This window comes from Sphingomonas pseudosanguinis, assembly GCF_014196255.1.
Classification (GTDB): Bacteria; Pseudomonadota; Alphaproteobacteria; order Sphingomonadales; family Sphingomonadaceae; genus Sphingomonas; species Sphingomonas pseudosanguinis.
Map to the genome: position 1 here is coordinate 1 of NZ_JACIDH010000028.1, position 26,634 is coordinate 26,634.

25 protein-coding genes are annotated in these 26,634 nt (G+C 67.1%); 18 read left to right on the forward strand and 7 right to left on the reverse strand.

Annotated elements, in window-relative coordinates:
- Positions 1 to 253 precede the first annotated feature (253 nt).
- From GGR48_RS17140 to GGR48_RS17200, 13 genes are all read left to right on the forward strand, one after another.
- Positions 254 to 949, forward strand: a complete 696-nt coding sequence (locus GGR48_RS17140) for an SDR family NAD(P)-dependent oxidoreductase (RefSeq protein WP_183953058.1) — start codon at positions 254 to 256, stop codon at positions 947 to 949.
- Positions 939 to 1,871 (forward strand): 50S ribosomal protein L11 methyltransferase, encoded by a 933-nt coding sequence (locus GGR48_RS17145; protein WP_183953059.1) that lies wholly within the window; start codon positions 939 to 941, stop codon positions 1,869 to 1,871. The genes GGR48_RS17140 and GGR48_RS17145 overlap by 11 nt, the downstream gene beginning before the upstream one ends.
- 287 nt (positions 1,872 to 2,158) lie before the next feature.
- On the forward strand, positions 2,159 to 3,685 hold the full coding sequence (locus GGR48_RS17150; protein WP_183953060.1) for an acyl-CoA carboxylase subunit beta: 1,527 nt from the start codon (positions 2,159 to 2,161) through the stop codon (positions 3,683 to 3,685).
- Between the two features lie 24 nt (positions 3,686 to 3,709).
- Positions 3,710 to 4,279, forward strand: a complete 570-nt coding sequence (locus GGR48_RS17155) for a hypothetical protein (RefSeq protein ID WP_183953061.1) — start codon at positions 3,710 to 3,712, stop codon at positions 4,277 to 4,279.
- The gene (gene mce / locus GGR48_RS17160) at positions 4,276 to 4,695 is read left to right on the forward strand and encodes a methylmalonyl-CoA epimerase (RefSeq protein ID WP_183953062.1); all 420 of its coding nucleotides are present in this window, start codon (positions 4,276 to 4,278) and stop codon (positions 4,693 to 4,695) included. Before GGR48_RS17155 ends, mce begins: the two co-directional genes overlap by 4 nt.
- An 8-nt stretch (positions 4,696 to 4,703) precedes the next feature.
- On the forward strand, positions 4,704 to 5,462 hold the full coding sequence (locus GGR48_RS17165; protein ID WP_183953081.1) for an enoyl-CoA hydratase-related protein: 759 nt from the start codon (positions 4,704 to 4,706) through the stop codon (positions 5,460 to 5,462).
- A 64-nt stretch (positions 5,463 to 5,526) separates the two neighbouring features.
- Positions 5,527 to 7,791, forward strand: a complete 2,265-nt coding sequence (scpA, locus tag GGR48_RS17170) for a methylmalonyl-CoA mutase (RefSeq protein WP_183953063.1) — start codon at positions 5,527 to 5,529, stop codon at positions 7,789 to 7,791.
- Positions 7,792 to 7,805: 14 nt separating this feature from the next.
- Complete coding sequence (gene bioB / locus GGR48_RS17175; protein WP_183953064.1) at positions 7,806 to 8,810, forward strand: biotin synthase BioB; 1,005 nt, start codon at positions 7,806 to 7,808, stop codon at positions 8,808 to 8,810.
- A 191-nt stretch (positions 8,811 to 9,001) separates the two neighbouring features.
- Complete coding sequence (locus tag GGR48_RS17180) at positions 9,002 to 10,999, forward strand: acetyl-CoA carboxylase biotin carboxylase subunit (protein WP_183953065.1); 1,998 nt, start codon at positions 9,002 to 9,004, stop codon at positions 10,997 to 10,999.
- 117 nt (positions 11,000 to 11,116) lie between these two features.
- Entirely contained in the window at positions 11,117 to 12,592 is a 1,476-nt protein-coding gene (locus GGR48_RS17185) for an efflux transporter outer membrane subunit (RefSeq protein ID WP_183953066.1), read from the forward strand.
- Positions 12,592 to 13,977: an efflux RND transporter periplasmic adaptor subunit gene (locus GGR48_RS17190; RefSeq protein ID WP_183953067.1), complete on the forward strand. Its 1,386-nt coding sequence runs from the start codon at positions 12,592 to 12,594 to the stop codon at positions 13,975 to 13,977. Before GGR48_RS17185 ends, GGR48_RS17190 begins: the two co-directional genes overlap by 1 nt.
- Positions 13,967 to 14,698 (forward strand): ATP-binding cassette domain-containing protein, encoded by a 732-nt coding sequence (locus tag GGR48_RS17195; RefSeq protein WP_183953068.1) that lies wholly within the window; start codon positions 13,967 to 13,969, stop codon positions 14,696 to 14,698. Before GGR48_RS17190 ends, GGR48_RS17195 begins: the two co-directional genes overlap by 11 nt.
- Positions 14,698 to 15,903, forward strand: a complete 1,206-nt coding sequence (locus GGR48_RS17200; protein WP_183953069.1) for an ABC transporter permease — start codon at positions 14,698 to 14,700, stop codon at positions 15,901 to 15,903. The genes GGR48_RS17195 and GGR48_RS17200 overlap by 1 nt, the downstream gene beginning before the upstream one ends.
- On the opposite strand, the gene GGR48_RS17205 is transcribed toward GGR48_RS17200, so the two are convergent.
- Genes GGR48_RS17205 through GGR48_RS17225 form a run of 5 tightly spaced genes read right to left on the reverse strand, consistent with a single transcriptional unit; the run spans position 15,872 to position 21,166 of the window.
- Positions 15,872 to 16,495, reverse strand: coding sequence for a nucleotidyltransferase family protein (locus GGR48_RS17205; protein ID WP_183953070.1), 624 nt, complete (start codon positions 16,493 to 16,495; stop codon positions 15,872 to 15,874). The genes GGR48_RS17200 and GGR48_RS17205 overlap by 32 nt on opposite strands.
- Positions 16,482 to 17,405 (reverse strand): XdhC family protein, encoded by a 924-nt coding sequence (locus GGR48_RS17210; RefSeq protein WP_183953071.1) that lies wholly within the window; start codon positions 17,403 to 17,405, stop codon positions 16,482 to 16,484. The genes GGR48_RS17205 and GGR48_RS17210 overlap by 14 nt, the downstream gene beginning before the upstream one ends.
- On the reverse strand, positions 17,405 to 19,645 hold the full coding sequence (locus tag GGR48_RS17215) for a xanthine dehydrogenase family protein molybdopterin-binding subunit (RefSeq protein ID WP_183953072.1): 2,241 nt from the start codon (positions 19,643 to 19,645) through the stop codon (positions 17,405 to 17,407). Before GGR48_RS17215 ends, GGR48_RS17210 begins: the two co-directional genes overlap by 1 nt.
- Positions 19,646 to 19,649: 4 nt before the next feature.
- Positions 19,650 to 20,633, reverse strand: a complete 984-nt coding sequence (locus tag GGR48_RS17220) for an FAD binding domain-containing protein (protein ID WP_183953073.1) — start codon at positions 20,631 to 20,633, stop codon at positions 19,650 to 19,652.
- Positions 20,630 to 21,166 (reverse strand): 2Fe-2S iron-sulfur cluster-binding protein, encoded by a 537-nt coding sequence (locus GGR48_RS17225; protein WP_183953074.1) that lies wholly within the window; start codon positions 21,164 to 21,166, stop codon positions 20,630 to 20,632. The genes GGR48_RS17220 and GGR48_RS17225 overlap by 4 nt, the downstream gene beginning before the upstream one ends.
- A gap of 114 nt (positions 21,167 to 21,280) precedes the next feature.
- On the opposite strand from GGR48_RS17225, the gene GGR48_RS17230 reads away from it, so the two are divergent.
- Positions 21,281 to 22,279 (forward strand): glycerophosphodiester phosphodiesterase, encoded by a 999-nt coding sequence (locus tag GGR48_RS17230; protein WP_183953075.1) that lies wholly within the window; start codon positions 21,281 to 21,283, stop codon positions 22,277 to 22,279.
- A gap of 14 nt (positions 22,280 to 22,293) precedes the next feature.
- Positions 22,294 to 22,593: a hypothetical protein gene (locus tag GGR48_RS17235; protein ID WP_183953076.1), complete on the forward strand. Its 300-nt coding sequence runs from the start codon at positions 22,294 to 22,296 to the stop codon at positions 22,591 to 22,593.
- On the opposite strand, the gene GGR48_RS17240 is transcribed toward GGR48_RS17235, so the two are convergent.
- Both GGR48_RS17240 and GGR48_RS17245 read right to left on the reverse strand, forming a co-directional pair.
- On the reverse strand, positions 22,572 to 23,324 hold the full coding sequence (locus tag GGR48_RS17240) for an alpha/beta fold hydrolase (RefSeq protein WP_338110489.1): 753 nt from the start codon (positions 23,322 to 23,324) through the stop codon (positions 22,572 to 22,574). The genes GGR48_RS17235 and GGR48_RS17240 overlap by 22 nt on opposite strands.
- On the reverse strand, positions 23,285 to 23,980 hold the full coding sequence (locus tag GGR48_RS17245; protein ID WP_183953077.1) for a TIGR02117 family protein: 696 nt from the start codon (positions 23,978 to 23,980) through the stop codon (positions 23,285 to 23,287). Before GGR48_RS17245 ends, GGR48_RS17240 begins: the two co-directional genes overlap by 40 nt.
- Positions 23,981 to 23,994: 14 nt before the next feature.
- On the opposite strand from GGR48_RS17245, the gene phhA reads away from it, so the two are divergent.
- The 3 genes from phhA (at position 23,995) to GGR48_RS17260 (ending at position 26,516) form a co-directional block, all read left to right on the forward strand.
- On the forward strand, positions 23,995 to 24,864 hold the full coding sequence (gene phhA / locus GGR48_RS17250; RefSeq protein ID WP_183953078.1) for a phenylalanine 4-monooxygenase: 870 nt from the start codon (positions 23,995 to 23,997) through the stop codon (positions 24,862 to 24,864).
- Between the two features lie 186 nt (positions 24,865 to 25,050).
- The gene (locus GGR48_RS17255; protein WP_183953079.1) at positions 25,051 to 25,626 is read left to right on the forward strand and encodes an ATP-dependent Clp protease proteolytic subunit; all 576 of its coding nucleotides are present in this window, start codon (positions 25,051 to 25,053) and stop codon (positions 25,624 to 25,626) included.
- A gap of 110 nt (positions 25,627 to 25,736) precedes the next feature.
- On the forward strand, positions 25,737 to 26,516 hold the full coding sequence (locus GGR48_RS17260; protein WP_183953080.1) for a succinate dehydrogenase iron-sulfur subunit: 780 nt from the start codon (positions 25,737 to 25,739) through the stop codon (positions 26,514 to 26,516).
- The last annotated feature ends 118 nt before the right edge of the window (positions 26,517 to 26,634 follow it).

Consider the following 26,634-nt stretch of genomic DNA (forward strand, 5'->3'; position numbering starts at 1 on the left):
ACACCCAACCATCCGCAAACCCAAGCTGATCCGACATCGCATCGTCCTCCAACGAGGATAGTGAATCACCTCCGCATGGCTTTCGCAACGATCCCCTGCAAGGGGAGGTGGCGCGCGTAGCGCGTCGGAGGGGTGTCCCGCTATCGAGAGGGTGAGGCCCCTCCGTCAGGGCTTCGCCCTGCCACCTCCCCTGGCAGGGGAGGAATTCCAGGTGCTGGTTGACGCCCCCGCCGCAGCCCGGCACGGCGGGGACATGACGACGATATTGGTAACGGGCAGCAGCCGAGGCATCGGCGCGGCCATCGCATCGACTCTGGGCGAACTGCCCGACACGCGGGTCCTCGGCCACGCGACGCGCAGCGGTATCGCCGCCGACCTGTCGCAGGCGGATGCGCCCGCGCGGCTCTGGGCCGAGGCGCTGGAACAGGCCGGCGGCGCGATCGACGTGCTCGTCAACAATGCCGGTATCTTCGAAGCCAGCCCGCTCGACGCCGACGACTGGTCGGACAGCTGGGCGCGCACGATGCAGGTCAATCTGACCGCCTCGGCCGAACTCTGCCGCCTCGCCGTTCTGCACTGGCAGGCGCGTGGGGTGGGCGGCCGCATCGTCAACATCGCCAGCCGCGCAGCGTACCGGGGCGACAGCCCTGCCCACTGGCATTATGCTGCGTCGAAGGGCGGCATGGTCGCGATGACCAAGACGATCGCGCGGGGCTATGCTGCGCAAGGCATCCTGGCCTTCGCCGTCTGCCCGGGCTTCACCATGACCGGCATGGCCGACGATTATCTGGCCAGCCGGGGCGGCGACAAGCTGCTCGCCGACATTCCGCTGGGCCGGGTCGCGTCACCGGAAGAGGTCGCCGCGACCGTCCGTTTCCTGTGCACCGATGCGCCGCCCTCGATGACCGGCGCGGTCCTCGACGTGAATGGAGCCAGCTATGTCCGCTGACAGCTGGAAGCTGACCCTGCCGTGCACCCGCGACGAGGCGGAGGCGATCGACGCGGCCGACGACCTCGCGATCGAGGCGGTCATCATGACCACCGAGGAGGTGGAGGACGACCGCGAGCATTGGCGGCTCGACGCCTATTTCGAGGCCGAGCCCGATGCCGCCACCATCGCCGCGATCCGGGCGCTGGTGCCGAGCGCAGGCGACCATCCCGCCACGGTCGAGCATCTGGCGGCGCAGGACTGGGTGACGATGAGCCAGGCTGGCCTGGAGCCGCTCGCGGTCGGGCGGTTCTTCGTCCACACGGGCGACGAGGCGGTGCCGGAGGGCTTGCGCGGTTTCCATATCCCGGCCGGCCGGGCGTTCGGCACCGGGCATCACGAGACGACCAGCGGTTGTCTCGCCATGCTCGATGCGATGGCCGGAGAGAGCGTCAAGAACGCGATCGACGTGGGCACGGGCACCGGCCTGCTCGCCTTTGCGGCCCGCCACCTCTGGCCGGAGGCGAAGGTCGTCGCGACCGACATCGATCCGATCGCGATCGATGTGACCGCCGAGAATGCCGTGATCAATGGCGTCGACGGGGTCGAACTGATCGTCGCCGACGGGGCGCTCGCCGATCCGATCATGGCGGCGGCACCTTATGATCTGGTGATCGCCAATATCCTGGCCGGGCCGCTGATCTCGATGGCGCCCGAACTGGCCGCGATCGCGGGGCCGGAGGCGACCTTGGTGCTGGCAGGGTTGCTGGAAACGCAGCGCGCCGATGTGGTCGCGGCGTATGAGGCGTGCGGCTGCGTGCTGGAGACGGTCGACCGGCGCGGCGATTGGAGCGTGTTGCGGCTGCGGGCGGGAGCGGAGCGGTTCGTGCCGAATGCGCCGTTCGATCCCAAGGGCCGCGACGGCTGGGCGTTGGACATCTGACCTTCTTTACTCCCCTCCCGCAGGCGAGTTTCAGGTCGGTCATGCTCCCGGCATGACCTAAACGATGCGGGGCATCGTTTACCTGAAACTGGGTTGGGTGAGGGCAGGGCCACAGGCGGTGGTCTCGGTGAGACTCCTAGCCCTCCCCCCGACCCCCTCCCGCCTGCGGGAGGGGGAGCGTGCTGGGCACGCGTCTGCCCCTTCCCCTTACGAAAGCGGAAATCCCCGCGATTGCCATCCCCCCGACCTCTCGGGCATAAGCCCCGGCAAAGATTGAAGGAGAGGTCATGGCATCGACGATGGTCGAACTGGAACGCCGCCGCGCCGCCGCGCGCGCCGGTGGGGGCGAGAAGCGTGTCGCCGCGCAGCATGCCAAGGGCAAGCTGACCGCACGCGAGCGGCTCGACGTGCTGCTCGACGAGGGTAGTTTCGAGGAGCTCGACATGTTCGTCGAGCATAACTGCACCGACTTCGGCATGACCGAACAGGTCGTCCCCGGCGACGGCGTCGTGACCGGCAGCGGCACGATCAACGGGCGGCTGGTGTTCGTCTTCAGTCAGGACTTCACCGTCTTCGGCGGCTCGCTGTCCGAACGACACGCGCAGAAGATCTGCAAGATCATGGACATGGCGATGAAGGTCGGTGCGCCCGTCATCGGCCTGAACGATAGCGGCGGTGCCCGCATCCAGGAGGGCGTGGCCAGCCTCGGCGGTTATGCCGAGGTGTTCCAGCGCAATGTGCTGGCCAGCGGCGTGGTGCCGCAGCTTTCGCTCATCATGGGCCCGTGCGCGGGCGGCGCGGTCTATTCGCCCGCCATGACCGACTTCATCTTCATGGTGAAGGATTCGAGCTATATGTTCGTCACCGGCCCCGATGTGGTGAAGACGGTGACCAACGAGGTCGTGACCCAGGAAGCGCTGGGCGGCGCGGTGACGCATACGACGAAGACCGGCGTCGCCGACGTGGCGTTCGAGGACGATATCGAGGCGCTGCTCGCGGCGCGCGACTTTATCGACTTTCTGCCCGCCAACAATCGCGAGGGCGTGCCCGAGCGGCCGACCGCCGATGCCTGGGACCGGATCGAGGAAAGCCTCGACACGCTGATCCCGGCCAGCGCCAACCAGCCCTATGACATGCACGAACTGCTGTCGAAGGTCGTCGACGAGGGCGACTTCTTCGAGGTGCAGCCCGCCCACGGGGCCAACATCATCACCGGCTTCGGCCGGATCGAAGGGCGCACGGTCGGCTTCGTCGCCAACCAGCCGATGGTGCTGGCGGGTGTGCTCGACATCAACGCCAGCCGCAAGGCCGCGCGCTTCGTGCGCTTCTGCGACGCGTTCGAGATTCCGATCGTGACCTTCGTCGACGTGCCCGGCTTCCTGCCCGGCACCGCGCAGGAGCATAACGGCATCATCAAGCACGGCGCCAAACTGCTCTTCGCCTATGCCGAGGCGACGGTCCCCAAAATCACCGTCATTACCCGCAAGGCTTATGGCGGGGCGTACGATGTGATGGCGTCCAAGCATTTGCGCGGCGACCTCAACTATGCCTGGCCGACCGCCGAGATCGCGGTGATGGGCGCCAAGGGCGCGGTCGAGATCATCTTCCGGGGCAAGACGCCCGAGGAGATCGCCGAGCGGACGGCAGAATATGAGGCCCGCTTCGCCAACCCGTTCGTGGCGGCGTCCAAGGGCTTCGTCGACGAGGTGATCCAGCCGCATTCGACCCGCCGTCGCATTGCCCTGGGTCTGCGCAAGCTGCGCAACAAGGACCTGGCGAACCCGTGGAAGAAGCACGACAATCTGCCCTTGTAACGATCCGATCAAAGGGGACCTTGCATGAAGAAGCTACCGCTTTCCAAGCAGATCACCTTCGCCGCCATCGTCGTCGGGGTTGCGATGCTGACGTCGTTTCTTCTGGCCCTGCTGCGATCGGCGGCCGCCGGTCAAAGTGGGCAGCCGCTGCCGTCGCCGCTCATCGGAATGACGCTGGGTGTCGTGGCGGGGGCGATCTATCTGGGGGTGGCCGGTAACAAGAAGGTCGCCCTGGCCAGCGACGAAAGCCGGACGGCGGCATTGGAGCCCGTGACGGACGGCACGGCGCGGCTGATCGTCTTCCGCAACGGCTTTTACGGCAAGCTGGCGGGCATCGACGTCACCGTGGACGGGGCGACCCGCACGCAGTTGAAAAGCCCGCGTCTTGCCGTCCTGCCGCTGACGCCCGGGGTTCACGAGGTCGGCGCCCGCGTCCAGGGCAAGGATGCCCAACCGCTGAGGTTGGACCTTGCCCCCAATGAAACGATCATCGTGCAGCTATCGACCGGTCTGAAAGGTCCGGCGCTGGTCCCCGCCGGAACGCTGGCGACCATGCGTGATACGCTGGCCTCTATTCCCATGGTGCAATCATGACCCTCGGCCGCCTCAACCATATCGGTATCGCCACGCCGTCGATCGAAAAGACGGTCGAAACCTATCGCCATCTGCTCGGCGCCGAGGCGATCGGCGCGCCCTTCGATCTGCCGCCGCAGGGCGTCAGGGTGTGTTTCATCGATGCGCCCAACACTCAGATCGAACTCATCCAGCCGCTCGACGAAACATCCCCCATCGTCAACTTCCTGAAGAAGAACCCGGCCGGTGGGCAGCATCATCTGTGCTTCGAGGTGGCCGACATCCCCGCCGCCGTCGCCGAGCTTCAAGCCAAGGGCGCGACGCTGCTGGGCCCGCCGCGTATGGGCGCGCATGGTACGCCGGTCGTCTTCCTCCATCCGCGCGACATGGGCGGAGTGCTGGTCGAACTGATGGAAACGCCGGGAGACGATCATTGAGCGACACCATGCTGCGCGTCGAGCGCCGGGGGGATGTGCTGGTCCTGACGCTCAACCGGCCCGAGCGGCTGAACGCCGCACCGCCGACGCTGTTCGATGCGATCCGCGAAGCACTCGACGCACGCGGCGACGCCCGTGCCGTGCTAATCGCGGGCGAGGGGCGGGCCTTCTGCTCGGGCGCGGACATATCGGGTGGCGATGTCGGGCCCGATACCGTCCACCGCGCGCTGGTCGAGCATTACAACCCCGCGATGCTGGCACTCGCCGATCTGCCTATCCCCGTAGTCAGCGCGGTGCGCGGTGCGGCGGCGGGGATCGGGTGCAGCCTGGCGCTGGCCGGTGATTTCTGCGTGGCGAGCGAGAATGCCTATTTCCTCCACGCCTTCGTCAATATCGGCCTCGTTCCCGATGGCGGCGCGAGTTGGATGCTGCCGCGCCTGATCGGCCGGGCGCGGGCCGCCGAGATGATGATGCTGGGCGAGCGGGTGCCCGCGACACGGGCCCTCGACTGGAGCATGATCCACAAGGTCGTCGCCGACGATGCCCTCGACGCCGAAGCCCTGGCGCTGGCCGGGCGGTTGGCGGCGGGGCCGAGCGTCGCGCTGGGGCTGATGCGCCGCGCGCTGCAGGCGGGGTTCGACAGCGACTATGCCACCGCGCTAGCCCGCGAGGCCGACGACCAGCGCGCCGCCCGCGCGACGCAGGATGGCGAGGAGGGCGGCCGGGCCTTTTTCGAGAAGCGTCCACCGCGTTTCCTCGGGCGGTGAGACTTGCGCGGGTATGATAATTTCGCTCTAGTGAAATAAAATAAGAGTGGATGAGGAGTGGCCGATGGCCGAACGCCCTGAGCTGTCAGACTGGGAAGCGCTTGCCGCGCGCGAGGTGAAGGGGCGCGACCTCGACTGGCAGACGCCCGAGGGGATCACGGTCAAGCCGCTCTACACCGCCGCCGATGTGCGCGAAGACCCCGGCCTGCCCGGCTTTGCGCCGTTCACGCGCGGCGTGCGCGCCAGCATGTATGCGGGCCGCCCCTGGACGATCCGGCAATATGCGGGCTTTTCGACCGCCGAGGAGTCCAACGCCTTTTACCGCCGCAATCTGGCGGCGGGGCAGAAGGGGCTGTCGGTCGCCTTCGACCTCGCCACGCACCGGGGTTACGACAGCGACCACCCGCGCGTGACGGGTGACGTCGGCAAGGCGGGCGTCGCGATCGACACGGTCGAGGATATGAAGATCCTGTTCGACGGTATCCCCTTGGATGCCATGTCGGTCAGCATGACGATGAACGGCGCGGTGATCCCGGTGCTCGCCTTCTTCATCGTCGCGGCCGAGGAACAGGGCGTTCACCGCTCCAAGCTGGAAGGGACCATCCAGAACGACATCCTCAAGGAGTTCATGGTCCGCAACACGTACATCTATCCCCCTGAGCCGAGCATGCGGATCATCTCGGACATCTTCGCCTACACCTCGGCCGAGATGCCCAAGTTCAACAGCATCTCGATCAGCGGCTATCATATGCAGGAGGCCGGGGCGACGCAGCTCCAGGAGTTGGCCTTCACCATCGCCGATGGCATGGAATATGTGAAATACGGCGTGGCGTCGGGCCTCGACATCGACACGTTCGCCGGGCGCCTGTCCTTCTTCTTCGCGATCGGCATGAACTTCTTCATGGAGGTGGCGAAACTCCGCGCCGCGCGCGTGCTGTGGCACCGGGCGATGACGCGGCTGGGGGCACAGGACGAGCGCTCGAAGATGCTGCGCACCCACTGCCAGACCAGCGGCGTGTCGCTGACCGAGCAGGACCCGTATAACAACGTCATCCGCACCACGATCGAGGCGATGGCGGCGATGCTGGGCGGGACGCAATCGCTCCATACGAACGCGCTGGACGAAGCGATCGCGCTGCCCACCGACTTCTCCGCCCGGATCGCGCGCAACACGCAGATCGTGCTGCAGGAAGAGACGGGGATGACCAAGGTCGTCGATCCCTTGGGCGGCAGCTATTACGTCGAGAGCCTGACCCAGTCGCTGGTCGACGGCGCCTGGGAATTGATCGAGCGGATTGAGGCAGAGGGCGGCATGGCCAAGGCGGTCGCTTCAGGCTGGCCCAAGGCGATGATCGAAGAGGCGAGCGCCGCGCGCGCCGCCAAGGTCGACCGGGGCGAGGATGTGATCGTCGGTGTCAACAAATACCGGCTGGCCGACGAAGCGCCGGTCGAGATTTTGGACATCGACAATCATGCGGTGCGCGCGGGGCAGGTGGCGCGGATCGCGGCGGTGAAGGCCGGGCGCGATGAGGCGGCGGCTCAAGCGGCGCTCGATGCCCTGCGCAACGCCGCCCAAAATCCTCCCCAAGCTGTGCTTGGGGAGGGGGACCATCGCGCCAGCGATGGTGGAGGGGCCGGGGCTGAGGTTGCCGCCCCTCCACCACAGCCTTCGGCTGCGGTCCCCCTCCCCGAGCAAGCTCAGGGAGGAATGGTAGGCAATCTCCTCGCGCTGGCCGTCGAGGCGGCGCGCGCGCGCGCGACCCTGGGCGAGATCTCGGCCGCGCTGGAGGATGCCTTCGGCCGCTACGGCACCCAGCCGACCCCGGTATCGGGCATCTATGGCGGTGCGTACGCCGAGGACGAACGCTGGGCCCGCCTGGTGCGCGGCGTCGAGGCGGTCGAGCGCCGTCTCGGCCGCAAGCCCCGGCTGTTCGTCGCCAAGATGGGCCAGGACGGGCATGACCGGGGCGCCAACCTCGTCTCCTCGATGTTCGGCGATCTGGGCTTCGAGGTGGTGCCAGGCGCGCTCTTCCAGACGCCCGAAGAAGCCGCGCAACTCGCACTGGCCCGCGATGTCGATGTGGTCGGTGCCTCCAGCCTCGCCGCTGGGCACAAGACGCTGATCCCCGAACTGATCGGCCATCTGCGCGAGGCGGGGCGTGCCGACATAAAGGTCATCGCGGGTGGCGTTATTCCCGCACAGGACTATCAGGCGCTCTATGATGCCGGCGTGCAGGCGATTTTCGGCCCCGGCACCAATCTTGTGAAAGCGGCCGAAGATGTGCTGAGGCTGCTGGGCCATAATATGCCGCCCGAGACGGGCGAATGACAGGACGATACGGAATGACGACCACCACCGCGCTGCGCACCGACTGGACCCGGGCCGAGATCAGCGCACTGTTCGACCTGCCCTTCACCGAGCTGCTGTTCCGCGCCGCCGAGGTCCACCGTGCGCATCATGCGGCGGACGAGGTGCAGCTGTGCACGCTCTGCTCGATCAAAACCGGTGGCTGCCCCGAGGATTGCGGATACTGCTCGCAAAGCGCCTCGGCCGACAGCGACGTGAAGGCCGAAAAGCTGATGGACGTCGACGCCGTTCTGGCGGCGGCGGCCGAGGCCAAGGCGGCGGGCTCGCAGCGTTTCTGCATGGGCGCGGCGTGGCGTAGCCCCAAGGAGCGCGACATGGACAAGGTCGTCGCCATGGTCGAGGGGGTGAAGGCCATGGGGCTGGAGACCTGCATGACGCTGGGCATGCTCGACGCCCCCCAGGCGCAGCGGCTGGCCGCAGCGGGGCTCGACTATTACAACCACAATATCGACACTTCGCCCGAGAACTACGCCAACGTCATCACGACGCGCTGCTTCGAGGACCGGCTGGAAACGCTGTCGAACGTGCGCGAGGCGGGGATTTCGGTGTGCTGCGGCGGGATCGTCGGCATGGGTGAGACGCGCGGCGACCGGGTGGGCTTCGTCCATGCGCTCGCCACCCTGCCGCGCCACCCGGAGAGCGTGCCGGTCAACGCGCTGGTGCCAGTCAAGGGCACGGTGCTGGGCGACATGCTCGCCGACACGCCGCTCGCCCGGATCGACGATATCGAGTTCGTTCGCACCGTCGCCGTCGCGCGTATCACCATGCCGATGAGCATGGTCCGCCTGTCGGCGGGCCGCGAGAGCATGTCGGCGGCGACCCAGGCTTTGTGCTTCCTGGCGGGCGCGAACTCGATCTTCACCGGCGACAAGTTGTTGACGGCGGGCAATGCGGGCGACGATGCCGACGCCGCGCTGTTCGCCAAGCTGGGCCTGAAGCCGATGGAAGGCGCCGAGCCGATGCGGGTCGCGGCCGAGTGAGTTTTCTACCCTGCTGTTCCCCGGCGAAGGCCGGGGCCCAGTTGCGGTAAACCATCGATGGCGCGTGGCAGATGCCTCCCCCGAGGAGCCACGGCGCGCCATCGATCAAATGGACACTGGGCCCCGGCCTTCGCCGGGGAACGGCTCTGAGTTTCGACACGGACCAACGACATAAAAGGAGAGGTTTCCCCGTGTTCCAGAAAATCCTGATCGCCAATCGCGGGGAAATCGCGTGCCGGGTGATCCGCACCGCCCGCGTGATGGGCATCGCCACCGTCGCGGTCTATTCGGACGCGGATGCCAGCGCGCCGCATGTCCGGCTGGCCGACGAAGCGGTGCGCCTGGGGCCTGCACCCGCCGCCGAAAGCTATTTGAAAGCCGAGCTGATCCTCGCCGCCGCCAAGGCGACCGGCGCGGACGCCATCCACCCAGGCTATGGCTTCCTGTCCGAGCGCGAGAGCTTCGCCAAAGCCTGTGCCGAGGCGGGCGTCGCGTTCATCGGCCCGCCGCCGAACGCCATCGCCGCGATGGGTGACAAGATCGAATCGAAGAAGCTCGCCAAGGCGGCGGGCGTCAACGTCGTCCCCGGCTATCTGGGCGAGATCGCCGATACCGAAGAGGCGGTGCGCATCGCGACCGACATCGGCTTTCCCGTCATGATGAAGGCGAGTGCCGGTGGCGGCGGCAAGGGGATGCGTCTCGCCTGGTCCGAGGCGGATGTCCGCGAAGGCTTCGAGGCGACCAAGCGCGAAGGGCTCGCCAGCTTCGGCGATGATCGCGTGTTCATCGAGAAGTTCATCGAGAGCCCGCGCCATATCGAGATTCAGGTGCTGGGCGACCAGCATGGCAACATCGTCTATCTTGGCGAGCGCGAATGTTCGGTCCAGCGCCGCCACCAGAAGGTGGTCGAGGAAGCGCCGTCGCCCTTCGTCACCCCCGAAATGCGCCGCGCCATGGGCGAGCAGGCGGTCGCGCTGGCGCGCGCGGTTGGCTATTATTCGGCCGGGACCGTCGAGCTGATCGTGTCGGGTGCGGATACGACGGGTAAGAGCTTCTACTTCCTCGAGATGAACACCCGGCTTCAGGTCGAGCATCCGGTGACCGAGGAGATCACCGGCCTCGATCTGGTCGAGCAGATGATCCGCGTCGCGGCGGGCGAGCCGCTGGCGTTCCGCCAGGACGACGTGACCCTGACCGGCTGGGCGATCGAGAACCGTGTCTATGCCGAGGACCCGTATCGCGGCTTCCTGCCCTCGACCGGGCGGCTGGTGCGCTACAACCCGCCCGCCGAGGAGCGGGACGAGGACGTGCGCGTGCGCGTCGATGACGGCGTCGCCGAGGGCGGCGAGGTCAGCATGTTCTACGACCCCATGATCGCCAAGCTGGTCACCTGGGCGCCGACGCGCGAAGCCGCGATCGACGCCCAGATCGCAGCACTCGACGCATTCGAGATCGTAGGTCCCGGCACGAACATCGACTTCGTCTTGGCCCTCATGCAGCATCCCCGCTTCCGCTCGGGAAACCTGTCGACCGGCTTCATCGCCGAGGAATATCCCGAAGGATTTCAGGGCGCGCCGGCGTCGGACGACCTGACCAAGACCCTCGTCGCCGTCGCCGCCTTCGCCGCCACCGCCGAGGCCGACCGCGCGCGGCGGATCGACGGCCAGCTTGGCCATCGGCTGCAACCGCCCGCCGACTGGACGGTGCGGATCGGCGGGGCGGACCACGCGGTCCATGTCTCGACCGATGGGATCAGCGTCGATGGCGCGGAGCTGGACCTCGCCATCGCCTATACGCCGGGCGACCGGATGCTCGCGGTCGAGGATGAGGATGGCGAGACGCTCCATGTCCGCATCGCGAAGACCCGCACCGGCTTCAAGCTGACCACGCGCGGGGCCAGCCACGTCACCCGTGTCCTGCCCGCCCGCGCGGCGCCTTACGCGCAGCATCTGATCGAGAAAATCCCGCCCGACCTGTCCAAATTCCTGATCGCGCCGATGCCGGGCCTGCTGGTCCGGCTCGACGTGGCCGAGGGCGACAGGGTCGAGGCCGGCCAGCCGCTCGCGGTCGTCGAGGCGATGAAGATGGAAAACATCCTGCGCGCCGCCAAGACGGGGACGGTCAAGACCATCACCGCCAAGGCCGGCGACAGCCTGGCGGTCGACGCGATCATCCTCGAACTGGAGTGACCGGACATCCGGCCGGGTCGTCCCGGCCGGATGTTTCCGAACGTTTCCGCCCGATTGCCACAGTTTGCGACACAAACGGGCTGGACGGGACCGCTACCGCCGGGCAGGTTCGCCGCCATGAAGCCTCGCACCCGCGTCCTTCTTCTGGCGCCGGCGATCCTCGCCGGTTGCACGGTCGGCCCCGATTATCGTCCCGCCGCTTCCTCGGAACTGGGGGTGCCCGATCAATGGTCGGTGCCCGCCGCCAACGCCCAGGCGCAGGACCTGACCCGCTGGTGGCGGTCGTTCGACGATCCGTTGCTGGCCGAACTGGTCGAGCAGGCGGTGGTCGCCAACACCGATGTCGCACAGGCCATTGCCCGGTTGCGGCAGGCGCGCGAAAGCCTGGTGCAGAGCCGCGCCGCGCTGCTGCCCAATGTGTCGGGATCGACCGGTTATCAGCGCAATGAGAATCTGCGCGGCGGCGGGCGGAGTTTCACCCTGCCCGACGGCACCGTCGTCGATACCGGCGGGGGCGGCAGCAACAGCTATACGGTCGGACTGTCGGCCAGCTATCAGGTCGGCCTGTTCGGCGAAGTCCGCCGCACGGTCGAGGCGACCCGCGCCACCTATGAGGGCGCCGGGTTCAGCTATGCCGCGACGCTGCTGACCGTCGAGAGCGAGCTGGCGCGCAATTACATGCTCGCCCGTGCCTATCAGGCGCAGCTCGCTAATGCGCGCGCCAGCCTGGCGTTGCAGGACGACAATCTGGAGATTGCGGGCTTCCGCGTGCAGGCGGGCCTCGTCTCCTCGCTCGACGCCGAACAGGCGCGCAGCCAGCGGGCGCAGACCGCCGCGACCATCCCATCGATCGAGCAGCAATATAACGCCGCCATCTCGCGGCTGGGCGTGCTGACCGCGCAAGCCCCCGGCGCACTGAAGACGCGGCTGGCGGCGGTGCGGCCGATCCCGCGCGGGCCGGCGGCGATCGGCGTCGGCATCCCGGCCGACATCCTGCGTCGCCGCCCCGATGTCCGCGCCGCCGAGCGCAACCTGGCCGCCGCGACGGCGCGGATCGGCGTGGCGCAGGCCGCGCTCTACCCTGCGCTCGCCATTTCGGGGAATATCAACACGGCGGCGACCAGCCTCGGCTCGCTGGGCGATGCGATCACCGGCAGCCTGTTCGCCGGGCTGACCCAGGCGATCTTCAACGGCGGTCGCCTGCGCGCGCAGGTGCGCAATGCCCGCGCCGTCGCCGAGCAGAATTATGCCGCCTATCAGGGCACGGTCCTGCTGGCGCTCGAGGATGTCGAGAATGCCATCGTCGCGCTGAACACCGCGCGCGAGCGCGAGCGGCAATTCGCCATCCAGCTCGACGCCGCGCGCAACTCCGCGATCCTGGCGCGCAGCCAGTATCGCACCGGGCTGACCGATTTCACCACCCTGTCGCAGCAGGAGGCCGCGCTGCTCAGCGCGCAGAACGGACTGGTCCAGGCCCGCTCCGATGCCGCCACCGCGCAGGTCTCGCTGTTCGCCGCGCTCGGCGGCGGCTGGGACGCCGATACCATTCCGCAAGCCCCGCCGCTCGCGGCCCCAACCCCGGACAACCGCTGATGGCCGACCAGACTCTCGACGATTTCCTGGGCGTGAAGCCCCAGCCGCGCTGGCGCAAATGGGTGCAATGGGGCGTGGTCGCGGTCGGCGTCGTGCTGCTGCTCCTGTTGCTCAAAAGCTGTTTCGGCGGATCGAAGGAGGCGGGCTTCGCCACCGCGCCGGTCACGCGCGGCAACCTGACCGTGACCGTCTCGGCGACCGGCAAGCTGGCCCCGACCAATCAGGTGACGGTCGGCTCGCAGCTGTCGGGTCTGGTCACCAGGGTCGTCGTCGATGTGAATGACCGCGTGCAGGCGGGACAGGCGCTGGCGCTGATCGATCCCGAACAGATCGACGACCAGATCCGCGCGGGCCAGGCCACCCTCAACGCCAATCAGGCCCAGGTCGCACAGGCGCGGGCCACCGTGGCCGAGGCGCAGGCGCAGCTCGCACGGCTGGAACAGGTCTATAAGCTGTCGAACGGCCGCGTGCCTTCGGCGACCGAGTTGCAGGCCGGGCGCGCCGACGCCCAGCGCGCCGTCGCGGCGCTGCGCGTCGCGGAGGCCAATGTCGCCGCCGCGCGTGCGCAGCTCGCCCAGTCGCAGACCCAGCGCCAGCGCGCGATCATCCGCTCGCCCGTGTCGGGCGTGGTGCTGGCGCGGCAGGTCGATCCGGGCCAGACGGTCGCGGCGTCGTTCAACACGCCGACCCTGTTCGTCATCGCCGAAGACTTGACCAAGATGAAGCTGGAAGTCGCGATCGATGAGGCCGATGTCGGCGAGGTGAAGGTCGGGCAAAAGGCCGATTTTACCGTCGACGCCTTTCCGGGCCGTACCTTTCCGGCGACGATCACCCGCGTCGACCTGGGCTCGAACCTGACGGTCAGCGCGGCGACCGCCTCCACCTCCTCGACGGCCAGCGCGACGTCGAGCACGGGGCAGGTGGTCAGCTACGCCGCCGACCTGACGGTGGCGAACCCCGACCTGCAACTGCGCCCCGGCATGACCGCGACCGCCGATATCGTGACGTCGGACAAGCGGGGCGTGATGCTGATCCCCAACGCCGCCTTGCGCTTCAAGCCGTCGGACGGCGCGCAGGCGGGCGGCGGCGGCATCGCCGGATCGCTGACCTTCCGCCCGCGCCGTGACCGGGCGGCGCGTACCGCCACCGTGCAGCGCGGTGCGACCCAGACCGTCTATGTCAAGGGCGGCGACGGCAAGCCGCAGCCGATCCAGATCGTCACCGGCGACACCAATGGATCGATGACCGAAGTGCTGTCGGGCGGGCTGAAGCCGGGCATGCAGGTCATCACCGGCCAGCTGTCGGGCGGCGAGAGCGCGGCCCCACGCAGCGGTGGCCAGCGGCGTCAGGGTGGCGGCCAGCAGGGTGGCGGTGGTGGCCGCTGACGCCCCGCTCATCCAGCTTCGCGGCGTCACCAAGAGTTATGGCGCCGGCGCGACCCAGTTCCAGGCGCTGAAGGGCGTCGACCTCGACATCGCGGCGGGCGATTTCGTCGCGGTGATGGGGCCATCGGGCTCGGGCAAGTCGACCACGATGAACATATTGGGCTGTCTCGACGTGCCCAGCGGCGGCCATTTCCTGTTTCGCGGCCATCCCGTCGAGACGCTCGACCGCGACCAGCGCGCGATGCTGCGGCGGCGCTATCTGGGCTTCGTGTTCCAGGGGTTCAACCTGTTGTCGCGCACCACCGCGCTGGAGAATGTCGAGCTGCCCTTGCTCTATCGCGGCGAGGACAAGAAGACCCGGCGCGAGCTGGGCATGGCGGCGCTGGAGAAGGTCGGCCTCGACAAATGGTGGGATCATACCCCCGCCGAGCTGTCGGGCGGGCAGCAGCAGCGCGTGGCGATCGCGCGCGCCATCGTCACCAGCCCCGACGTCCTTCTGGCCGACGAGCCGACCGGTAATCTCGATTCCGAACGCTCGGTGGAGATCATGGAGTTGCTGACCGGGCTGAACCGGGACAGCGGCATCACCGTGCTGATGGTCACGCATGAGCCCGACATGGCGGCCTTCGCGCGCACCGTGATCCACTTCAAGGACGGGCTGGTCGACCGGATCGAGGCGCAGCACCGGCCGGGCGAAATCCCTGCGATGGATACGCACTGATGTTCGGCACCACGGTCCTGCTCGCCATCCGCTCGATCCGCCGGCACATGCTGCGCTCGTTCCTGACGACGCTGGGCATCATCATCGGTGTCGGCGCGGTCGTGACCATGGTGACGCTGGGCAAGGCGACGACGGCGGCCGTGCAGCAGTCGATCTCGTCGCTGGGCACCAACATCCTGCAGGTCCGGCCCGGTCAGGGCTTCGGGCGCGGGGGCGGCGGCCCGCGTCCGTCCGACTTCAAGCCCGAGGATGTCGAGGCGATCGCCGACCAGATCGCCGGCGTCACCGCCGTTGCCCCGCAGGCGCAGACCAGCGCGACCGCCATTTACGAAGGCGCCAACTGGTCGACGACCGTGACCGGCACGACGCTCGCCTATTTCACCGTCCAGCCCTGGCCGCTGGCCTCGGGGCGGACATGGACCACGGCGGAGGAAGCGGCGGGCAAGGCGGTGTGCATCATCGGCAATACCGTGCGCCAGAATCTGTTCCGCAACACCGAGGCGGTCGGCAAGCGCTTCCGTATCGGTGCGATCAGCTGTGATGTCGTCGGCGTGCTGACCACGCGCGGGCAGGGGGGCTTCGGCGATCAGGACGATGTCGTGCTGATGCCGATCAAGGCGGTGCAGCGCCGCTTCACCGGCAGCCGCGACATCCGCCTGATGCTGGTCGGCGTCGATCAGGCCTATTCGACGTCGGCCGTACAGGCGTCGCTGACCGATCTCCTGCGCGAACGGCGCAATATCACCGGCGCGAAGGACGACGACTTCAACATCTTCGACACCAAGCAGATCAGCGATACGCTGACCAGTACGACGACGATGCTGACCCGGATCGTCGCGGCGGTGGCGGCGATCAGCCTGGTGGTCGGCGGCATCGGCATCATGAACATCATGCTGGTGTCCGTCACCGAACGCACGCGCGAGATCGGCATCCGCCTGGCGATCGGCGCGGTGGCGCGCGAGGTGCTGATGCAGTTCCTGGTCGAGGCGGTGGTACTGTCCTGCCTGGGCGGGATCATCGGGCTGATCCTCGCGCAGGCGATCATCGCGTTGCTGGTGCCCGTCATGCAGGTGCCGTGGACCTTCGACCTTCAGATCAACATCATCGCCTTTGCCATTTCGGCGGTGATCGGGGTAGTGTTCGGCTATTTCCCGGCACGGCGGGCGGCGGCGCTCAATCCGATTGACGCGCTACGGCACGAGTGATCGTCCGCTCGGGCGCGTGGACGAGCTGGCGCAGACGTTCCAGATCCTCGGGCGTGTCGATGTCGATCAGCTCGGCGGGTGCGGTCACGACATGGCGGCCGCCCGCGACCAGCTTGCGGCCGCCCTCGTCACCCTCCAGCTTCAGCAATTCGTCGAACCGGCCCGATCCGAACACGCCGGGCGGGGTGGGATGCTCGCCATTGCTCGACACCACCACCGAGTCCGGCCCGTCAAAGGCGTCGAACAGGCGATAGATATGCGCCGCCGTCACGCGCGGCATATCGGCCAGCGCGACCAGGATCGCCTGGGGTGACGCCGTCATCGCCTCGCGCACGCCCAGATGCAGCGAGTGGGACATGCCCTTGTCGATCGAGTCATTGTGGATGACCCGGTAGCCGCGTGAGCCGAAGTCGAGCTGGCATCCATCGGTCACCACGATGCGATCGGCGAAGGGGATGCTCTCCAGCGCGGTGGTGACATGGAATCCCACCGGTTTGCCGAGAAATTCGGCCTCCAGCTTGTTCTGCGTTCCGAAGCGGACGGATCGCCCCGCCGCCAGCAGGACCAGCACCACGTCTTCAGCGTCGATCATGAAAGGCTCCTATCATCGCCGCCGCGATCGACAGCGCGATCTCGGAGGGGCCGATCGCACCGATGTCCAGCCCCACCGGGCCATCGATCCGGTCGATCGCCTGGGGAGAAACGCCCATCGCCGCCAGACGCTCCCGCCGCGCCGCATGGCTGCGGCGGCTGCCCAGCGCGCCGACATAGGCGGTGTCGCTGGCGAGCGCGGCGATCAGCGCGGGGTCGTCGATCTTGGTGTCATGGCTCAGCGTCACGACGGCGGTCGCCGGGCCGGGGGCATAGGCCGCCACCGCCTCGTCGGGCCAGCGATCGTCGAGCGTGACGCCGGGAAAGCGTTCCTCGGTCAGGAAGCGCGCGCGGGGGTCGATTACGACGGTCGCGATGCCGAGCGTCTGCGCCAGTTGCGCCAGGCTCTGCGCGATCTGCACGGCACCGACGATCAGCAACCGGCGCGGCGGGTCGTAGCGGTTGGCGAAGACCTCGCCCGTCTCGACCGGCCGCAGGTCGGAATGGCCGGTGGTCAGGTCGGTTGTCACGGTCAGAGCGCGGCCTTGCTCACGCGCCTCGGCGATCCGGTCGAACAGTTCGGGGTCGAAGCCGTCCGCCGACACGGGCTGCACCATTACCGCGATCTCGCCGCCGCAGGGCAGGCCGACTTCCCAGGCGGAGGCGTCGGCCACGCCGTAGCGCTTCAGCTGGAACGGGGCGCCCGCGATGACTTCGGCGGCGGTGTGGAGGATATCGTTCTCGACACAGCCGCCCGACACCGACCCCTCGAACCGGCCGTCCTCATGGACCAGCATATGGCTGCCACGCGGACGTGGTGCCGACCCCCAGGTCGACACCACCGTCGCAATCGCCATCTTCTCGCCTCGCCACTCCTTCGCGGCGGCGAGGACGCTGTCATGGTCGCTCATCAAAGCGCCGGAAGATGATCGAGCAGCTTGTCGAGCGTCACCGGCATCTCGCGCACCCGCACGCCCGTGGCGTTGTAGATGGCGTTGACCACGGCCGGGGCCGCGCCGGAAATGCCCAGCTCGCCGATGCCCTTGGCGTGGATCGGATTGGCATGGATGTCCCGCTCGTCGAGGAAATGGACCTCCAGCTGGGGCACGTCGGCGTTCACCGGCACGTGATATTCGGCTAGGTCGTGATTCACCAGCTTGCCGGTGCGCGGGTCGTGGATCAGTTCCTCGGTCAGCGCGGTGCCGATGCCGAAGGTCATGCCGCCCAGGCATTGCGAGCGCGCGGTCTTGGCGTTGAGCACCCGCCCCGCCGCGAACACGCCGAGCATCCGCCGCACACGCACCTCGCCGGTGACGACATTGACACCGACCTCGGCAAAATGCGCGCCGTAGCTGGCCTGGTTATACTGCTTCTCCTGCTGGCCCGGCTTGATCTCGCCGATCGCGGACAGGCCGTCCTTACCGACCAGTTCGCCGAGCGGCACCGAGCGATTGTCGCCGATCGCCATGCCATCCTTCAGCGTCAGGTCTTCGGCCTTCACGCCCATCGCCTTGGCCAGCTTTTCGCGCACGCGCTCCGCCGCGAGATACACCGCCGAGCCCGCCGACGCCGCACCCCAGGAACCACCCGATCCGGCGGCGGGGGGATCATTGGTGTCGCCCAACGACATTGTCACTTTCTCGACCGGCAGGCCCAGAATTTCGGCGGCGATCTGCGCCATGATCGTATAGCTGCCCGTGCCGATGTCGGTCATCGCCGAGGAGACGGTGGCGCTGCCATCGGGATGGAGTTCGACCTTGGCGGCGGATTGCTGCAATTGGTTGGAGCGGCAGGCGGCGGCGACGCCCATGCCGATCAGCCAGTCGCCCTCGCGCCGTTGACCTGCCTTCTGACGCTGGTCCCAGCCGAAATGCTTCGCGCCTTCCTCCAGCGAGCGGGTCAGGTTGCGCGAGGAATAGGGGACCTTGAGTTCGGGGTCCTGTTCGGGGTCATTGACCTTGCGAAGATCGATCGGGTCCATGCCGATCGCCTCGGCCAGTTCGTCCATGGCGCATTCCATGCCGACCATGCCGACCGCCTCACCCGGCGCACGCATCGAGCCGGACAGCGTCCAGTTCAGCCGGACCACGTCATGGTTGATCCGCCGATTCTCGCCTGCATAGAGGAAATGGGTGCCGATCCCGACGGGCTCGAAGAAATCCTCATCCGGCAGGTTGGAGGTGATCGATTCGTGGCCCAGGGCTACGATGCGGCCGCCGGCCTCGGCGCCGAGCCGCATCCGCTGTTCGGTGTTGGAGCGGCGGACGGTCGCGTCGAACACCTGCTGGCGCAGCATCACCGCCTTGACCGGGCGGCCCAGTTGTTTGGCGGCGATGGCGGCGGCGACGCTCTCGGGCGCGATGCCCAGCTTCGACCCAAAGCCGCCGCCGATATAGCGTGAAATGATCCGCACTTTCGACTGTGACACGCCCAGCGCCTTGGCGAGCTGCTGGGCGTCGGACGTCGGCATCTGGTAGGCGCCGTAGAGCGTCAGCGCGCCGTCTTCCCACACCGCGATCGAGGCGTGGGGCTCCATCGCCGCCGAATTCTGGCTGGGGGTAGTGTAGGTGACGTCGACCTTCACCGACGCGCCCTCGAACGCCTTGTCGAAATCGCCCTGATCATAATGGCCCTTGATCAGGCCATCGGGCGCAGGCTCGGCCTTGTCCTTGTTCGCCTCATAGTCGAACGCGCCGTCGTCGAGCGGTTCGTATTCGACCTTCAACTGCTTGGCGGCGTCGCGGGCGGCCTCGAAGCTCTCGGCAACGACGATCGCGATGATCTCGCCGAAATAGTCGACTGTCCGCACCCCTTGCGTCGGGGCTTCGGTTTCGCCGCCCTGCTGCGCATTGCGGATGAAGGTGTCGTAATCGGTGATGACGTCGATGACGCCGGGCATGGCCTTCACCGCATCGGCGTCGATCGCCTTGATCTTGGCATGACCCTTGGTCGCGCTGACCAGCACGCCGTGAGCGCAGTTCTCGATGGCGTATTCGGCGGCATAGGTGGCGGTGCCCGTCACCTTTTTCGGGCCGTCCACCCGGTCGAGCGGTTTGGAAATCACCCCCTGCACGCCCGTATCGAGCAGGCTGTCGGGATGCGGCTGATTCATGGTCAGCGCGTTCGTGTCGTCCTTGCCGAATCCGAACATGGGATCAGCCCTCCTGCGTCAGTTCACGGAGCGTCGCGACCAAAGTGCGGCGCGTCAGCGGAATCTTGAAGTCGTTCGAGCCATAGCCCTTGGCATCCGCCAACAGCGCATCGGCGGCGGCGTGGAAGGCGGCGTCGGTCGGCTCCTGCCCGACCAGCGCGGCCTCCACCGCCTCGTCGCGCCACGGCATCGGGCCGAGGCCGCCGAAGGCCAGCCGCGCCGAGCTGATCTTGCCACCCTCGACCGCGACGATTCCCGCGACCGAGACCAGTGCAAAGGCATAGGAAGCCCGGTCGCGCACCTTGCGATAGGTCTGCTTACCCTCGGGCGCGGGGGGCAGTTCGACATGGGTGATAAGCTCACCCGGCTCCAGGACATTCTCGATCTCGGGCGTTGAGCCGGGGAGGCGATAGAATTCGCCTATCGCGATCCGGCGACGGTCGCCGTCGGGCTTTTGGGTGATGATCACCGCCTCCAGCGCGCGCATGGCGACCGCCATGTCGCTGGGATGCGTCGCGATGCACTGGTCCGAGGTGCCGAGGATCGCGAGGATACGGTTCTCGCCACCGATCGCCGAACAGCCGCTGCCGGGCTCGCGCTTGTTGCAGGGGGTGGCGGGGTCGTAGAAATAATAGCAGCGCGTCCGCTGGAGCAGATTGCCCCCGGTCGACGCCTTGTTGCGCAGCTGCCCCGAGGCGCCCGCCAGCAGCGCGCGCGACAGGACCGGATAGCGCTCGATCACGCGGGCATCGGCGGCGAGGTCGCTATTGGGCACCAGCGCGCCGATGGTCAGGCCACCATCCTCGCGCTCCTCGATCTCGGTTAGGGCCAAGCGGCTGATGTCGATCAGCGTCTCGGGCGTCTCGACCTGCAATTTCATCAGGTCGAGTAGATTGGTGCCGCCCGCGATGAAGCGCGCGCCTGGCACCGCTCCGTCACGGGTGGCGGTGGCGACCGAGTCGGCGCGGGCATAGTCGAACAGCTTCATGCCGCGACCTCCTTGCCCACATCCTCATTGGGATTGCGGTCACCCAGCCCCGCCACTTCGCGGATCGCGTCGACGATATTGGGATAGGCGGCGCAGCGGCACAGATTGCCGCTCATCCGTTCGGAGATTTCCTCGACCGTCAGCTCGGCCGCGCCCAGGTCTTCGGTGACATGGCTTGGCCAGCCCTTCTTCACCTCGTCCATCATGCCGACCGCCGAGCAGATCTGACCCGGCGTGCAATATCCGCACTGGAACCCGTCATGCCGCACGAACGCGTCCTGCAGCGGGTGGAGATTGCCCGGCTGGCCCAGTCCCTCGATCGTGGTGATCTCGTCATCCTGATGCATGACCGCCAGCGTCAGGCAGGCGTTCACCCGGCGGCCGTTGACCAACATGGTGCACGCCCCGCACTGGCCATGGTCGCAGCCCTTCTTGGACCCGGTCAGCCCCAGATGCTCGCGACACAGATCGAGCAGCGAGGTGCGGACATCGACCTCGATGTCATGCGATTGACCATTGATTGTGAAATGCATGGGCGCATCCCCTCTGGGATTGGAATTGGATGAAACAACGCCATGAATCTCTTGCGTTTCCCGTTGCGAACCACTCTCATTGCTGCAAGCGCCCTCATGGGGCAGGGTGAGGCCATGTCCGCCGGACCTGCGAAACCCCTCTCATCCCCCATCGTCATCGCGCATCGCGGCGCGAGCGGGGAGCGGCCCGAGCACACGCTGGCCGCCTATGATCTGGCGATCCGCGAAGGCGCGGACGTGATCGAACCCGATCTGGTGCCGACGAAGGATGGTCACCTCGTTGCGCGGCATGAGAACGAGATTTCGGGCACGACCGATGTCGCCGCCCATCCCGAGTTCGCCGATCGCAGGACGACCAAGACGATCGACGGCCAGACCGAAACCGGCTGGTTCACCGAAGACTTCACGCTGGCCGAACTGAAGACCCTGCGGGCCCGCGAACGCCTGCCGCAGCTGCGCTCGACCGCCCATGACGGGCAGTTCCTGATCCCGACCTTGGAGGAGATCATCGCGCTGGCGAAGACCCGGTCGAAGGAATTGGGTCGGACCATTGCCATCTATCCCGAGACCAAGCACCCGACCTATTTCGCCTCGATCGGCAAGGGCACCGACACACCGCTGGTCGCCGCACTGACCAAGGCGGGGTGGAAGACGGCGGAGGCGCCCGTGTTCATCCAGTCGTTCGAGGTGAACAACCTCAAGCATCTGAAGACCATGACCGGCATCCGCCTGATCCAGCTGCTCGGCGGCGAGGGCGGGCCGGCGGACAAGGCCGCGCCGAGCTATGCCGCGATGATAAGCCCCGAGGGGCTCAAGCAGGTGGCGACCTATGCCTGGGGGATCGGCCCGGACAAGGCGATGCTGTGGCGGGGCGATGCGCCCACGACGCTGGTGGCCGATGCGCATGGCGCGGGGTTGCGCGTCCACCCCTGGACGTACCGCGCCGAGAATGTCTTCGTGCGGCCATCCTTCCGGCGCGGCGATGATCCCAAGGCGCATGGCGATGTCGCGGGTGAAATTCGCGCCGCGCTGGGCCAGGGCATCGACGGATTCTTCACCGATTTCCCGCAAATCGGGGTAGACACGCGCAACGCCTATTTGCGCACCCGCTGAAAGACCCTGTGACCATGCGTAACCTCGTCCTGAAACTCGCCGTCCTGACCCTGCCGCTGACGACCGGAGGCTGCGTCAAGACGGTGGCCAGCGTCGTGAAGGCCCCGTTCCAGGCGGCGGGGCAGGTGGTCGACTGGACGACGACCAGCCAGGACGAGGCGGATCGCAATTACGGCCGCAAGATGCGCAAGAAGGAAGCGCGCGAAGGCCGCGAGCGGCGCGAGTATGAAAAACAGTGCCGCAAGCATCCCGAACAATGCCAGTTCCAGGGGCAGCCCCAGGGCTATGACGGCTATCGCGCCGCCAACGACTGACCGGACCCGCGCGACCATCCCGCCAGGATGGTCGCCACCGCCGCCAGCACCTGCGGCCGGTGCTGTACCCATAGATGGCTGGAGCGGACCTCGATCGCCGGGGTCGTGTCGTCGCGACAGATCGTGCCCGCAACCAGCCCGTCGCTCCGGCTCCAGATCGCAGCGGAAGGGCAGGGGAGCGGCCCGGCGATCGCCGCCGAGCGCGCGATGACGGCGGGATCGTCCACCCGCTCGCCGGTCAGCCGCTCGAAGATCCGCCAGACATGGGTGGCGCGGGCCCGCCCGGCATAGGGCGACGCGATGGTGACGACGCCCGCGACCAGATCGGGGCGCGCCTGCGCCGCCATCCGGGCCATGATCCCGCCCAGACTGACCCCGACGAGCGTGACGGGGCCGTTATCGGCCAGCGCTTCGATCCGCACGATCAGATGCTCGGCATGGTGGCCGACGCTGCGCACGCCCAGATTGCGGCTCAATCCCCAGCCATGGGCGCGATAGTCCTTGGCGACCAGATAGCGGCGCAGCAGGATGTTCGAGCCATCGCCGTTGAACAGCCCGGGCAGCAGCATCACGGTGCGGCCATCGCCCGGCGGCGCGGCGTCCAGTTCGGTCCTGTGCCGCCACCATGTCGCGCCCATCCACAGCGCGCGCGGCAACTCGGCGGCCCACAGCGCCTTGGACGGCGGCGGGATCACAGCCAATGCATCACCGTCCAGGGGAAAGGCGTCCACCACCCCACCCGCACCCCCGCCGCCGCCAGCGCATCGCCGGTCCAGCTGTTGCAGGTATGCGCGGCGCTGTACCGCCCGTTCGCCTCGTAAAAGGCATCATACACGTCATAGCCCGGATAATGCGGCCCACCCCGTCGCCAGCTCGCCTGAATGAAGGCGACGAGCTTGCGATACGCCTCGGGCGACAGGCGGAGTATGCGGACATCGTCGCCATTAGCACGGGGCAGCGGCAGATGGTCGACATGGATCAGCGTCCGGTCGCTACCAAAGGCTGCGTGCAGGATCGTCCCAGGCTTCACGTCACGCCAGCGCGGCGTCTCGCGAAAGAAGCCCGCCTCGCCCCAGCCGATGGCGAGGAAGGGAAAGCCCGCATAGCGCGGATCGCGCAAATCCTGCCCCGGCGCCCAGTCACGCCAGTCCACCCCCGCCACCTGTTTGGGCACGATGATCGCGGTATGGATCGCGCTCGATTCGACGAAGATGGTGACTGCATCCGCGCCGGCCGCCGGCATCGTCGACGTGGCGCGGGGAATCGCCCCCAGCGTCAGCCCGCCGCCGAAATAGGTGAACAGGATCAAGCCGATCGCGGCCAGCACCCCCCTTGCAACCCGGCCGACCCGTCGCCACGATATGGTTTCATTTGTCACCATCATCATGATAGGCTCCGCGAATGGCACAGGATACCCATGTTCTCGCCGCCCCGCCCGAGGGAGCCGGGGCCGACTGGACCATCCCGCAGGGATGGGAGCATTATACGGCGGAAGAGCATGCGACCTGGGATACGCTGTTCGCGCGCCAGTCGAAACTGCTGCCAGGCCGCGCGTCGGAGGCTTATTTGCGCGGCCTCGACGTGCTCAAGCTGTCGCGGCCGGGCATTCCCGATTTCGAGGAATTGTCCGAACGCCTCATGAAGCTGACCGGATGGCAGGTCGTGGCGGTGCCCGGCCTTGTGCCGGACGACGTGTTCTTCGACCATATGGCCAATCGCCGTTTCGTCGCCGGCAATTTCATCCGGCGGCCCGACCAGCTCGATTATCTTCAGGAGCCGGACGTCTTCCATGACGTGTTCGGTCATGTCCCGATGCTCGCCGATCCGGTCTTCGCCGACTATCTCGCCGCCTATGGGCGCGGTGGACAGCGCGCGCTGGGAATGGATGCGCTGAAATATCTCGGGCGGCTCTACTGGTACACGGTCGAGTTCGGCTTGGTGCGCGAGGATGGGAACTTGCGCATCTACGGCGCGGGCATCGTGTCGAGCTATTCGGAGAGCCGCTTCGCGCTGGAGGACCCGAGTCCCAACCGGATCGGCTTCGACCTTGCCCGCGTGATGCGCACCGAATACCGGATCGACGATTTCCAGCAGAATTATTTCGTGATCCCGAGTTACGAGGAACTGCTGCGGACCACGCTGGAGACGGATTTCGCGCCGCTTTACGAGGAGATCAAGGCGTTGCCGGACATTCCGGTCGCCGAGATCGTGGCGGGGGATGCGATGGTGACGCGGGGGACGCAGGAATATGCTCGGGCTAAGACCGGATAGGGATTCCCTTGGGCTTCGACTTCGCTCAGCCTGAACGGCGGTGGGGAGGGGGATGCTCGAACGCGCGTAGGGGCAGGGGCTGGATACCAACCTCCGTTCAGCCTGAGCGAAGTCGAAGGCCACGCCGCAACCTTTTCCCGAACCCTCGAACCGGAACCTTATCCCCCACGCCCGGTTCGCCATCCCATGCACGATCAGCCCAACCGAGCGGTGAAATACCCGCTCCTCGCCCGCCCGCACATCCAGCTTTACGGCACGGTGGACGAGGTCATGTACGCCGGGTTCAAGGACCAGCTCGCCGCCGCGCCGACCGATGGCGCGCTGGTCGTCTCGATCACCACGCTGGGCGGCGACCCGGAAATGGCACGCGCGATGGGCGACTCGATCCGTCTGCTGCGCGACTATACCGGGCGCGAGACGCTGTTCCTGGGCAAGGTCGCGGTCTATTCGGCGGGTGCGACCTTCATGTCGGCCTTTCCGGTCGAGCATCGTTTCCTGACGCGCGGCACCCGGCTGATGCTGCACGAGCGGCAGATGTCGGGGTCGATCGATCTGTCCGGCCCGCTCACCAACCTGCCCGTGGTGCTGAAGGCCAAGCTGCACGAGATCGAGCAGTCGGTGCTGATCCAGGAAGAGGAGTTCCGCGCCATCGTCAACGGTTCGCAGGTGCCGTTCGAAACCCTGCGCGAAAAGGCGACGAGCAACTGGTATATCGATGCCGAGGAGGCGCGCGACCTGGGCCTCGTGCTTGATGTGATCTGACCGAGCGCCTAAATCATCCGAAGACATTTGCGACAACCGGCCCTGTCATGTATCGGCTCAGCTAATCCTTTGCCGGTCCCGGGACCGGCCCATCCAGCGGGTTTGTGACCATGGCCGAATTTGCCCTGCCGAAAAACAGCGTCATCAAGAAGGGCGAAACGCATCAGGCGACCAGCGGCGGTCGCCTGAAGAAGTTCAAGGTCTATCGCTATGACCCCGATTCGGGGCAGAACCCGCGTTACGACACGTTCGAGGTCGATCTGGACGAATGCGGCCCGATGGTGCTCGACGCGCTCATCAAGATGAAGGCCGAGCAGGACAGCTCGCTGACCTTCCGCCGTTCGTGCCGCGAGGGTATTTGCGGGTCGTGCGCGATGAACATCGACGGCCGCAATGGCCTCGCCTGCACCACCGCGATCGAGGATGTGAAGGGCACGGTCCAGATCACGCCCTTGCCGCACATGGATGTGGTCAAGGACCTGGTCCCCGACTTCACCCACTTCTATGCGCAATACGCTTCGATCAAGCCGTGGCTGCAGACCGTGTCGCCCGCCCCCTCGGGCAAGGAGCGGCTCCAGTCGCCCGACGACCGCGCCAAGCTCGACGGTCTGTACGAGTGCATCCTGTGCGCCTGCTGCTCGACCTCGTGCCCCAGCTATTGGTGGAACAGCGACAAGTTCCTCGGCCCGGCGATCCTGCTCCAGGCGTACCGCTGGCTGGCCGACAGCCGCGACGAGATGACGGGCGAGCGTCTGGACGAGCTGGAAGATCCCTTCCGTCTATATCGCTGCCACACGATCATGAACTGCGCGAATGTCTGTCCCAAGGGCCTGAACCCCGCCAAGGCGATCGCCGAGATCAAGAAGATGGAAGCCGAGCGGGTCATCTGATCCTCTCGACATTGCGAGGAGCGTATGGTCGAGACTCAATCAGAGCCAGAATGCGAGCGCGGTTGCGATGGCGACGCCTGAGAGGAAGTTGACGGCGAGTTTGTCGTAGCGGGTTGCG